Here is a 12,626-nt window from a genome sequence, read left to right as displayed (position 1 = left end):
TAATAAAAAGGATAATGGTAACACATTTAAGGATTGGAATAATTTGTTTCGTGACTATGATTATGGCACAGTCGGTTTTTGCTCAGCAAAAAGAACTGTACTCAAAAGAAATCTTCGTAAACGGATCTGATACTTTAAAATACAGAATGTTGTTGCCAAAAGATTTTTCTGAAGATAAGGAATACTCTTTATTGATTTTTTTGCATGGTTCTGGAGAACGCGGTAGCGATAATGAGAAGCAATTAACGCATGGAAGCAGGTTATTTACTAATGAGATTAACCGTGGAGCTTTCCCTGCGATTGTTATTTTTCCACAATGTCCGCAAGATAGCTATTGGTCTAACGTTACCGTTAATAGAAATACGAAACCCTTTTCACTGGAATTTCCATTTAATGCTTCACCAACTAAAGCTATGCAATTAGTTATAAGTTTGTTAGACTACCAAATGAGTGAGTCTTACGTAAATAAAGGGAAGATTTATTTAGGAGGACTGTCCATGGGCGGTATGGGTACTTTTGAGTTATTATCCAGAAAACCTGATACGTTCGCTGCGGCTTTTGCAATTTGTGGCGGAGGAAATCCTGAATTAGCAGCAAACTACGCAACGACAACAGATATGTGGATTTTTCATGGCGCTAAAGACGACGTGGTAGATCCTCAGTTATCTATTAATATGGTGAGCGCTATTATTAAAAATGGCGGAAAACCAAATTTTAATTTGTACGCAGACGATAATCATAATAGTTGGGATTCAGCTTTTGCCGAGCCTCAGTTATTGCCGTGGATATTTTCTAAAACTAAAGATGAAATATGAATACATTAATTAAAACCAAAATCGCATTATTGGCGGGTGCTTCCCTATTTATGGTGGCTTGCAATACGACTCATAACAATGCGGCAACGACCACTTCTAGTAACCCTTACGCTAAACAAGTTGATTCTATATTAAACTTGATGACTCTAGAAGAAAAAATAGGACAGTTAAACTTACCATCATCGGGGGATATTACTACAGGACAAGCTAAAAGTTCAAATATCGCTGAAAAAATCGCTGAAGGTAAAGTAGGCGGTTTATTCAATATAAAAACAGTTAAAAAAATTAGGGATGTACAGCGTGTTGCTGTCGAAGAAAGTCGTTTAAAAATTCCTTTACTTTTTGGTATGGATGTTATACATGGTTATGAATCAACATTTCCAATTCCATTAGGTTTATCCAGTTCTTGGGATATGGAGATGATTCAAAAAACAGCTCAGATAGCTGCTCAGGAAGCTTCTGCCGATGGTATTAACTGGACGTTCTCACCAATGGTTGATATCTCACGTGATCCGAGATGGGGTCGTGTTTCTGAAGGTTCGGGTGAAGATCCTTATTTAGGAAGCCTCATTGCTGCGGCTATGGTAAAAGGATACCAAGGAGACGATTTAACAGCCAACAATACCATTTTGGCTTGTGTTAAGCACATGGCATTATATGGCGCACCAGAAGCAGGTAGAGATTATAATACGGTTGATATGAGTGATATTCGAATGTATAACGAATATTTACCTCCATATAAAGCCGCAGTAGATGCCGGAGTACGTTCGGTAATGGCGGCATTTAACGAAATTCATGGAGTGCCTTCAACAGGAAACAAATGGTTATTAACGGAATTATTAAGAGACGACTGGGGTTTTGATGGCTTTGTTGTTACCGATTATACAGGGATTAATGAAATGGTAGACCATGGTATGGGCGACTTGCAACAGGTTTCTGCTTTAGCATTAAATGCAGGTGTCGATATGGATATGGTTGGTGAAGGTTTTTTAACAACCCTGGCTAAGTCTATAGAGGAAGGTAAAGTAACTATGGAGGCCTTAGATACTGCGGTTAGAAGACTATTAACCGCTAAATATGAATTAGGCTTATTTGATGATCCTTATAAATATTGCGATTTAGAGCGACCTGCTAAAGAAGTGTTTTCAGATGAACACCGTGCTTATGCTCGTAAAGTGGGTGCAGAGTCAATGGTATTATTAAAAAATGATAATAATTTATTACCTCTTAAAAAAGAAGGTACAATTGGATTAATCGGACCCTTGGCGAATACAGCAGTTAATATGGCCGGTACTTGGAGTGTCGCTACGAAACAAGATAAATCGAATCCATTGTTAGATGGATTAAAGACAGTAGTTGGGGATAAAGCAAAAGTATTATACGCAAAAGGAAGTAACGTTGATTATGATTTAGAGTTTGAACAGCGTATTACCATGTTCGGAAAAGCTATTCCCAGAGATGGAAGAACAGATAAACAATTATTAAACGAAGCGCTACAAGTAGCGGCAAAATCTGATGTTATTGTTGCTGCCTTAGGGGAACCAGCCGAATTAAGTGGAGAGAGTAGTAGTGTAACGTCACTCCAAATTCCACAAGTGCAGAAAGATTTATTGAATGCCTTATTAAAAACAGGAAAGCCAGTAGTGTTAGTGTTATTTACGGGAAGACCATTAGCCATTGTTGAAGAAAATGAAAATGTACCAGCGATATTAAATGTATGGTTCCCTGGAAGTGAAGCTGGTTTAGCCATTTCAGATGTGTTGTTTGGTGATGTTAATCCTTCTGGTAAATTAACGGCTACATGGCCTATGAATGTAGGGCAGGTGCCAATTTTCTATAACCATAAAAATACGGGTAGACCTTTAGGAAATAAAGAAGGTAAGTTCGAGAAATTTAGAAGTAACTATCTGGATGTAAGAAATGAACCACTTTATCCATTTGGGTATGGATTAAGTTATTCTACTTTTGAATATAGCAACTTAAAACTAAGTAGTAATACCCTGAGTGAAAATGGTTCTATAGAAGTGACAGTCGATGTTACCAATTCAGGTGATTATGATGGTAAAGAAGTTGTTCAATTATATATTCGTGATTTAGTGGGTACGGTTACCAGACCTGTTCGTGAATTAAAGAATTTTAATAAAATAGCACTTACAAAAGGTGAAACCAAAACCGTTTTATTCACGATATCTGAAGAAGATTTAAAATTCTACAATTCAGAATTAAACTTTGTTGCAGAGCCAGGTGAGTTTGAAGTGTACGTAGGTACAGATTCTAACGCTAGTCTTATGGCGTCTTTCGAATTAATAAAGTAATAATTATATAATAATCTGCCTCAATTTTATTGAGGCAGAGTTACAAACTAGCCGCCTCGAATTTTCATTTTTATGGAGTAATCCATTGAAGTATGATTGTAATATAGGGGAGGTATGCCTTTTTTTAAGGTATAGAATAAACTGAATTTTGAGTGAAACCATTTGAATAAACTGCTTAATAACCTTTTATTTTAATTAAATATTTAAAAATTAATGAGATTAACACTTAAAAGCAATTTATTACTCGGGATATCCTGTTTGCTTGGATATACTGGTTTGGCACAGGATTATGAAGCTCAAGTTGAGGCTTTAATGGCAAAAATGACCTTGGAAGAGAAGATTGGCCAAACTGTTATGTACAGTGGTGAGTGGGACCAGACCGGACCCTATGTTGGAACAGATAATATGAAGTATATCCGTGAAGGCCATATGGGGGCTATGTTAAATGCCTTTACCGTTGAAGGAACACGCGATTTACAAAAAGCGGCTGTTGAAGAGTCACGTTTGGGTATTCCGCTGTTATTTGGATATGATGTCATTCACGGTCACCGCACGATATTTCCAATAAATTTGGGATTGGCTGCTAGTTGGGATTTAAAATTGATTGAAGATACTTCTAGAATAGCTGCCGAAGAAGCATCAGCGGAAGGGATTCACTGGACGTTTGCCCCTATGGTAGATATCTCTCGTGATCCACGTTGGGGACGTATTTCCGAAGGACCAGGTGAAGATGTGTTTTTAGGTAGTGAAATTGGTAAGGCTTATGTAAAGGGCTTTCAGGGAGACGATTTATCAAAGTTTAATACCATTTTGGCCTGTGCCAAACATTTTGTGGCTTATGGAGCTGCTCAGGCGGGGCGGGATTATCACACCACGAATATGAGTGAAGGGGAGCTGAGAAATGTTTATCTGCCACCATTTAAAGCAACTATTGATGCGGGTGTCGAAACGTTTATGTCTGCATTTAATGAACTAAATGGAGTGCCAACTTCAGGAAATAAATTCACCCTTCGTGATATTTTACAGGATGAATGGGGTTATAACGGGTTTGTAGTTTCCGATTATACTTCTATAAACGAAATGATTCCTCATGGCTATGCAGCCGATGGAAAAGATGCAGCTCGTATTGGTATGAATGCTGGTGTAGATATGGATATGATGGGGAGTGTGTATAGATTGTATTTAAAAGAATTAATTGAAGAAGGTAAAGTCGATCAAGCCATTGTTGAAGATGCTTGCCGAAGAATCCTGTTGGCAAAATTTAAATTAGGCTTGTTTGAAGATCCTTATAGATACATCGATCAAGATAGAGAAGATACAACTAAATACAAACCAGAATTCTTGGCTAAGGCTCGTGAGGCCGCCGCCTCCTCTTCAGTGTTACTTCAAAATAAAAACAGTGCCCTGCCGCTTTCAAAAAATGCAAAATCTGTCGCGTTTATAGGGCCTTTAGTGAAAGATCATTATGATATTATTGGAAACTGGGCAGCGAAGGGTGATCGTAAAGGTAAAGCAGTGAGTGTTTTTGAAGGCATTTCGGAATATTTAAAAGCCGATCAGATTTTATACGCTAAAGGCTGTGAAATTTTAAAAGACGATGAATCTGGTTTCGAAGAGGCTATTGAAATATCTAAACAAGCCGATGCTATCGTTTTAGTCATGGGAGAAGGGCATCACATGAGTGGTGAAGCAGCTTCAAGAACTAATATCAGAATTCCAGGGATTCAACCTAAATTAATTAAAAAGATAAGAGAGGCGAATCCAGATAAGAACATCACTTTGGTATTAATGAATGGGCGACCATTAAACTTATCGAACGAAGTTGATTTGGTAGATGCTATTTTAGAGATTTGGTTTCCTGGAACTATGGGAGGTGCCGGAACCGCCGACGTGTTGTTTGGAGCATACAATCCATCAGGAAAACTTACGGTAACATTCCCTAGAAATGTGGGGCAGGTACCTATTTATTATAACATGAAAAATACGGGAAGACCAATTCCTGAAACAAATCCTAAAGAAGACTATAAAAGTAATTATATCGATGCTCCAAATTCACCATTATTTGTGTTTGGTCATGGTTTAAGTTATACGTCTTTTGAGTACTCAGACTTTAAATTATCTTCAGATAAATTGACTTTTAATGAAGCGTTAAAAGCTTCGGTTACTATTACAAATACTGGTGATATGGATGGGTATGAGATTGCTCAGTTGTATGTTCACGATGTTGTTGGAAGTGTAACACGACCAGTAAAAGAACTTAAAGGTTTTGAAAAGGTTTTTCTGAAAAAGGGAGAAAGTAAAACGGTGAGTTTTACCATTTCCGCTGAGGATTTAAAATTCTATAATAGCGAAATGATTTATGGTGTGGAACCAGGTACGTTTGAAATTGCTATCGAGCCAAGTTCTGATTTTAAATTCACTAACAGTTTCGAATTAGTAAATGATTAAGTTTAAAAACATATTGAACTGGAATTTAGTTATCTGTTTTGTGTTGAGTATATGGGGGTTGGACTTAAATGCTCAGCACAAAATAATTAATTCCGGTTGGCAATATTCCGAAGATAAAACGTCATGGCAAACGGTAAATATTCCACATACATGGAATTTAAAAGATGCTTTTGATGATACACCTGGATACCGCAGAGGGTTGGGTTATTACAGAAAACAACTATTTATTGCTTCCGAAGAAAACAATAAAATTCATTATTTAAAATTTAATGCCGTTAATCAGGAGGCGACGGTTTTTGTTAACGGAAAGGAAGTTGGAAATCATAAGGGAGGCTATACAGCGTTTAATTTCGATATTACTTCTTACATAAATTTTAATGAATTTAACCTCATAGAGGTTACAGTTGATAATTCTCATAATTTAGATATTCCACCACTTGATGCCGATTTTACTTTTTATGGAGGTATATATCGTGATGTAGAATTGTTGACTTTACCCAAACAGCATTTCGATGTTTCTGATTATGCTTCAGATGGTTTTTACGTAAACTATTATGATGTATCCAAAGAAAAAGCAGGTGTTGAGGTAGCAGCCATTTTGAATAATGTAGATTCTATTGATGTTAGTACAAATTTGAAGTTAAACTTATTTGACGCAGAAGGAAATCTGGTAAAATCCCGAAAGGAGGAATTAAAATTATTCTCCGATACATCGAATGAGTTTGTAATTAAATTACCACTTATTTACGATCCACATTTATGGTCGCCAGACAGTCCTTATTTGTACAAACTTAAAATTGAATTTACAGATGTTCATGGTAATTTGTTAGAAGTTAAGTCGGCGAATATTGGATTCAGATGGGCGTCATTAGATTCTGAAAAAGGATTCTATTTAAACGGAGAACCGATCAAGTTAATTGGAGTGAACCGTCATCAGGATTATAAAGATTATGGTAATGCGGTGCCCTTAGATATTCAGAAAAAAGATATCGAAATCATAAAAAATATGGGCGCCAACGTGATTCGATTTGCTCATTATCCGCATCGTCGTGAATTATATGATCTCTGTGATAAACTTGGAATTATTGTTTGGACCGAAATCCCTATAGTGAATAAGGTTACTAATTCTAAAACCTTTTTCGATGTTAGTATAAATATGCAGAAAGAGCATATTAAACAGTATTATAATTATCCGTCGGTGGTAATGTTTGGTTATATGAATGAAATCTTTTTGAGATTAGCTTTTGATAACAAATCAACTGCAGAAGTGAAAGAAGATTTAAAAGTAACCACGATGGATTTAGCTAATCAATTAGAGACACTTACAAGAACATTAGCGCCAAACCATCTTACGGTCATGGCTTGTCATTTAAACGATATTTATAACGAAACAGGTATCGCCAATTTGCCGATGGTTTTAGGGTGGAATTTATATTTTGGATGGTATGATAAGGGGATTGAAGATTTAGGTATCTTTCTTGATGAGCAACAGTCAAAGTATCCGAATCGTTCCTTGTTGCTTTCAGAATATGGTCCTGGAGCTGATGTTCGCATCTATACGAAAACACCAAAGAAATTTGATTTTTCCACTGATTACCAGGCGAAATTGCATCAGTCGTATTACAAACAAATTACCGATAGACCTTACATGACAGGAATGACGGCCTGGAATTTTTCAGACTTCGGTTCTGAGTTTCGTGGCGATGCTATTCCGTATGTGAATCAAAAAGGGTTGGTACAATATGATCGTACGCCAAAAGACATTTACTATTGGTACAAATCGGTTTTAGATAAGAAACATCCATTCGTACATGTGGCAACAACCCATTTGTCCGGATTGACTTTAATAGATGAAAGCACTTACCCTGTACAACTATATTCGAATCAGCCAAAAGGGGACGTTTATTTGAATAATAATAAGCTACAGGAGTTAAGCTTCGAAAATGGCTTTGCAAGCATGAATGTGCCATTTAAAAATGGGAAGAACACCATTAAAGTGATATCCGGTAACGTATCTGATGAAAAGATAGTTGAGGTAAATAAAATTTCTGCTTTAGATTTCAAACAGTTTAATCGTTTGGGTATTAATGTGGGGTCTCATTTTAATTTTTCAGATGAAGAGCGGAATATTACGTTTGTTCCGGATCAGCCGTATATAAAAGGATGGTTTGGTTATATGGACGGAGAAATGTTTAAATTGAATCCGAATAATCATCAAGGTATTCCCCATAATATTAGGAATTCCAATTCAGAGCCTTTGTTTCAAACCATGTTGGAGGGGTGCACTAAGTATAAAGTAGACTTGCCTAACGGACAATATAGAGTGCATTTGTATTTTGTGGAACCTCAAATTAAATCTACCGAGAATATTTATAATTTATCGAAAGGTGATGATGAAACAATTTTAAAAAAACAACGTGTTTTTAATGTATACCTGAATTCTATTCTCGTAGAAGATCAGTTTAATTTAGCTGAGCAATATCCTGAGAAGTATGGTGTTGAGTTGTCCTCAACAATAACCGTTCAAAATGGAGACGGTTTAAATGTGTATTTAAAATCTGTTGAAGGTAAGCCTGTATTAAGTGGTGTTTTAATAGAGAAAATAGATTAAATGAAAAGACTAACATGCTTATTTTTTCTTTTGCTGTTTGTAATTGTATCAGCTCAAAAAAAAGCGACATATACTTATGCTGTTAAGGGAATAGATACACTTAAATTAGATGTTTATACCCCAAGAAAGATAAAAAAGAATCAAAAACTTCCTGTGTTGCTTTGGATGCATGGCGGTGGTTTTTCGGGAGGGTCCAGAGATTATAGAGACGATGCGGCCTTGTGCAAATATGCAGCGAAGAATGGTTATATAGGTGTTTCTATTTCATATCGTTTGTTACGAAAGGACACCGAAAGCGGTTTTGGTTGTAATTGTCCCAAAGAAGATAAGATGGAAACTTTTAAACAGGCGGCGATAGACTATTTAGATGCAGCTGCTTATTTAGTAAATCATTCGAAAAAGTTACATATTGATACCGATTATATCATAGCAGGAGGAAGTAGTGCCGGGGCAGAAGCAACATTAAACGCCGTATTTATGCGGGAATATTTTATCGACGATTTAGAGAAGTATCAAGATGTAAAATTTGCGGGAATTTTTACAGCGGCCGGAGCTGTTGTAAATGCTGAATATATAACCGCACGGAATGTGATACCAGCTGTATTATATCATGGTACCGAAGACAATTTGGTGCCTTTTGAATCTGAGCCTCACCACCAATGTAGTGTGGACATGCCTGGTTATCTCCTACTTGATGGATCAAAAATTATTGCCGAGAAACTCGACGGTTTAGAAACCTCTTATTATTTCAATATTGTAAAAGGAGCGCGGCATGAAATATCTGCAATTCCTTTTCAGGATTTGGATGTAATATTTCAATTTTTTGAAAAAACGATTATTAAAAAAGAAATCATTCAAACTAAAATTATAAAAACAAAAATACCATGAGATTATTAAATTATCTGGTTTGTATGGCGGTTGTGTTTCAATCTTGCAAACAGAAAGTGGCAGAAAAGGAAGTTAGTGAGATTAAACGCCCAAATATTGTATATATCATGGCGGATGATCATGCAGAACAAGCTATCAGTGCCTACGGGCATCCGGTGAGTAAATTAGCGCCTACACCTAACATTGATAGAATTGCCGATGAAGGGGTCATATTCAGAAATAACTTTTGTACTAACTCCATTTGTGGACCGAGTCGGGCTGTGGTATTAACAGGGAAATTTAGTCATGAAAATGGTTTTCGTATGAATGGTGATGTGTTCGATGCCGGGCAACAAACTTTTCCTAAATTATTACAAAAGGCAGGTTATAATACCGCGGTTATTGGAAAATGGCATTTGCATGGTTTACCACAAGGCTTTGATTACTGGAATATTTTAACCGATCAGGGTAATTATTACAATCCAGATTTTATTTCGGTAAATGAAACGACTAAAAAAGTTGATACGACCCGAATTTCAGGATATGCTACCGATATTATTACAGACGAAGGATTGGCATATATAAAAGAACAAGGAGAAAGCGGAAAGCCATTTATGGTTATGTTACATCATAAAGCACCGCATAGAAACTGGATGCCAGCCTTACGACATGTAAATAAATTTGATGATGTTAAGTTTCCGCTACCTGAAACCTATTTTACAGATCATAAAGGGTCTTTAGCCTCCGAGTCGCAATTAATGACCATTTATCAGGATATGTACGAAGGTCATGATCTGAAAATGACTAAGGAAAAGGGAAGTAATGAACTGGCACATAATCCATGGACTTCCGATTTCGATAGAATGTCAGCTGAACAACGTGCAACATGGGATGCGGCTTATCAACCTAAAAATGATGCCTTTCATGATATGAATTTATCAGGTAGAGCGTTGGCGGAATGGAAAGGGCAGCGTTATTTACAGGATTACTTGGCTACAATCGCATCGGTTGATGAGGGAGTAGGACGCCTTCTTAATTATTTAGAAGAAAGTGGTCTGGCAGAAAATACGATTGTCATCTACACCACTGATCAAGGGTTTTATCTAGGAGAAAAAGGTTGGTTTGATAAACGTTATATGTATGAAGAATCTTTAGCTATGCCAATGGTTATGAAATATCCTGGAGCTATAAAACCAGGAGGTGAAATTACAGCCTTAACTCAAAATTTAGATTTTGCAGAAACCTTTTTGGATTATGCTGGGGTTGAAATTCCTGAGGATATGCAAGGAAAATCGCTGCGTCCTTTGTTAGAGGGAACCATAAGCGATGAGGATTTTAGAGATGCTGTTTATTATCACTATTACGATTATCCGGCATTTCATATGGTGAAAAAGCATTACGGTGTGCGCACTAAGCGTTATAAATTAATGCATTTTTATGATGATATTGATACCTGGGAATTATATGATTTAGAGGAAGACCCAGATGAAATTCATAACCAAATAGATAATCCAGAGTACGATACTATTGAAGCGGAGTTGAAAGCCAAACTTTTGGAATTAAAGGAGCAGTATCAGGTTACTAACGACGAATCGGAGCGTGCTCCAAAAAAACGCGTTGAAAATGCTTATAAAATGTTTGAACGATTGCGAGGCTATGGCACTTCATATGATCCTGTTACAGACACGGATACGCAATTAAACCAAAATAGTAAATAAATGAAAATATATATAATTTTAGGGGTCTTATTATTGGGGTTGTCTTGCGATAATGCAAAGAAAAATGATAATTTGGAAAGTACTGTTTTAAATACAAAAACCTCTAAAAGAAACTTCACGACCTATTGCAATCCAATAGATATTGATTATTCATATATGTCGCATTATCGAGCGAAGAATAAGGTGTCTTACCGTTCGGGAGCCGATCCGGCCGTTATAAATTTTAATGGCCGGTATTACATGTTTGTTACACGATCTCATGGTTATTGGGCTTCAGACGATATGTTAAACTGGAAATTTATTAAACCACAGTCCTGGTATTTTTCAGGGTGTAATGCTCCCGCAGCGGCTGTAAGAAATGGTAAAGTTTTAGTCTATGGTGATCCTTCCGGTAGAGGACCTATATTAGAAACAGATAATCCTGAACTCGGTGATTGGCAGACTAATTATGCCGTTTTAAATCCTCCGGGAGGTATTCAGGACCCAGATATTTTTGTAAATGATGATAATCGAGTTTATTTATATGAAGAGTCTTCTAATCGCTGGCCTATACATGGTGTCGAATTAGATCCTGATAATTATTACGTGCCCATTGGAGAACAAGTTGATTTATTCAATTTGGAGCCGGAAAAAAATGGGTGGGAGCGTTTTGGGCAAGATCATAAATCCGATCTAGATCCATATATTGAAGGTCCTTGGATGATGAAACACGGTGACACCTATTATTTGGAATACGGTGCCCCAGGGACACAATGGAATGTTTATGCCGATGGTGTTTACACGAGTAAGAGTCCATTAGGACCATTTGAGTATGCCCCTTATAACCCGATTTCGTATAAACCAGGTGGTTTCCTGAAAGGATCGGGTCATGGTAGTACGGTGAAAGACAATCATGGTAATTACTGGCATTATTCAACTATGGCAATTTCTGTAAACTTTAAGTTTGAACGACGTATAGGTATGTATCCTGCGGGCTTTGAAGAAAACGGACAAATGTATGTAAATACTGCTTATGGTGATTATCCACATTACTTACCAGATACCGAAGTAGATTTACACAAAGAACGGTTTACCGGTTGGATGCTCTTATCTTATAATAAACTAGTTACTACAAATTCACCTTTGGTTGAAAAGGACATTAACGTTGTAGATGAAAGTGAAAAGGGATATATGTTAGACCAAATTACCGATTTTGGAATTGATAAAATTAACGATGAAGAAATTCGGTCTTACTGGGTATCGGCGGTGAATGATGATACGATAGATGTAACTATGGATCTGGAAAAGAAAATGAATGTAAAAGCTATTCAGATTAATTTCCAGGATTTTAATAGTGATATTTATGGAAGGCCAGATCATTTGAAACAGCAGTTTACAATAGAGGTTTCTGTAGATGGTGAAAACTGGAAAACCATCGCAGATTATTCTAAGAATACTCGAGATATGCCTCATGGTTATATAGAGTTGTATGAATCGGTTGATGCCCGATACGTTAGATATAATCATGTCTATTGTACCAATAAATATTTAGCCATTTCAGAATTTAGAGTTTTTGGAAATGGGTATGAAGCTGTTCCAGATAGTCCTGCTAATTTTAAAGTCGTGAGACAAAAAGATAGAAGAAATGCCGATTTAACCTGGGATAACGATGACAAAGCTCAGGGCTATGTAATTTACTGGGGTATAGAAAAAGATAAACTTAATTTATCAGCACTGATGTACGACGAACCAAATTATGAGTTACGTGCACTTACCACAGACCAGTCTTATTATATGCAAGTGGAATCGTTTAATGAAAATGGTATTTCGGAGAAAAGTGAAATTATTTTTGTGGAATAAATGATAACATAAT

Annotated in this window: 7 protein-coding genes; all 7 read left to right on the top strand. The window is 36.5% G+C overall.

Annotated elements, in window-relative coordinates:
- Positions 1 to 14: 14 nt before the first annotated feature.
- The 7 genes from H611_RS0106445 (at position 15) to H611_RS0106415 (ending at position 12,613) form a co-directional block, all read left to right on the top strand.
- Positions 15 to 815, top strand: a complete 801-nt coding sequence (locus tag H611_RS0106445) for a carboxylesterase family protein (RefSeq protein ID WP_027137586.1) — start codon at positions 15 to 17, stop codon at positions 813 to 815.
- Positions 812 to 3,130 carry a beta-glucosidase BglX gene (gene bglX, locus H611_RS0106440; protein ID WP_027137585.1) on the top strand — a complete coding sequence of 773 codons (2,319 nt, stop codon included), beginning with the start codon at positions 812 to 814 and terminating at the stop codon, positions 3,128 to 3,130. The genes H611_RS0106445 and bglX overlap by 4 nt, the downstream gene beginning before the upstream one ends.
- Before the next feature lie 213 nt (positions 3,131 to 3,343).
- Positions 3,344 to 5,578, top strand: a complete 2,235-nt coding sequence (locus H611_RS0106435) for a glycoside hydrolase family 3 N-terminal domain-containing protein (RefSeq protein WP_027137584.1) — start codon at positions 3,344 to 3,346, stop codon at positions 5,576 to 5,578.
- Positions 5,571 to 8,189 carry a glycoside hydrolase family 2 gene (locus H611_RS0106430; protein WP_051238748.1) on the top strand — a complete coding sequence of 873 codons (2,619 nt, stop codon included), beginning with the start codon at positions 5,571 to 5,573 and terminating at the stop codon, positions 8,187 to 8,189. The genes H611_RS0106435 and H611_RS0106430 overlap by 8 nt, the downstream gene beginning before the upstream one ends.
- A complete protein-coding gene (locus H611_RS0106425; RefSeq protein WP_027137582.1) occupies positions 8,190 to 9,077 on the top strand; it encodes an alpha/beta hydrolase in 888 nt (295 codons plus the stop codon).
- Positions 9,074 to 10,774, top strand: a complete 1,701-nt coding sequence (locus tag H611_RS0106420) for a sulfatase family protein (protein ID WP_051238747.1) — start codon at positions 9,074 to 9,076, stop codon at positions 10,772 to 10,774. The genes H611_RS0106425 and H611_RS0106420 overlap by 4 nt, the downstream gene beginning before the upstream one ends.
- Positions 10,775 to 12,613, top strand: a complete 1,839-nt coding sequence (locus tag H611_RS0106415; protein WP_027137580.1) for a family 43 glycosylhydrolase — start codon at positions 10,775 to 10,777, stop codon at positions 12,611 to 12,613.
- Positions 12,614 to 12,626 lie beyond the last annotated feature (13 nt).

The sequence above is a fragment of the Gaetbulibacter saemankumensis DSM 17032 genome (genome assembly GCF_000425645.1).
GTDB classification, from domain to species: Bacteria; Bacteroidota; Bacteroidia; order Flavobacteriales; family Flavobacteriaceae; genus Gaetbulibacter; species Gaetbulibacter saemankumensis.
Note: the sequence above shows the minus strand (reverse complement) of the source record. Positions and strands in the feature narration are given on the sequence as shown.

What these genes read in the sequence shown, in the direction of transcription:
- H611_RS0106425 (WP_027137582.1), top strand. Translation starts at nt 8,190, where the DNA reads ATGAAAAGACTAACATGCTTATTTTTTCTTTTGCTGTTTGTAATTGTA.
- bglX (WP_027137585.1), top strand. Translation starts at nt 812, where the DNA reads ATGAATACATTAATTAAAACCAAAATCGCATTATTGGCGGGTGCTTCC.
- H611_RS0106415 (WP_027137580.1), top strand. Translation starts at nt 10,775, where the DNA reads ATGAAAATATATATAATTTTAGGGGTCTTATTATTGGGGTTGTCTTGC.
- H611_RS0106445 (WP_027137586.1), top strand. Translation starts at nt 15, where the DNA reads ATGGTAACACATTTAAGGATTGGAATAATTTGTTTCGTGACTATGATT.
- H611_RS0106420 (WP_051238747.1), top strand. Translation starts at nt 9,074, where the DNA reads ATGAGATTATTAAATTATCTGGTTTGTATGGCGGTTGTGTTTCAATCT.
- H611_RS0106435 (WP_027137584.1), top strand. Translation starts at nt 3,344, where the DNA reads ATGAGATTAACACTTAAAAGCAATTTATTACTCGGGATATCCTGTTTG.
- H611_RS0106430 (WP_051238748.1), top strand. Translation starts at nt 5,571, where the DNA reads ATGATTAAGTTTAAAAACATATTGAACTGGAATTTAGTTATCTGTTTT.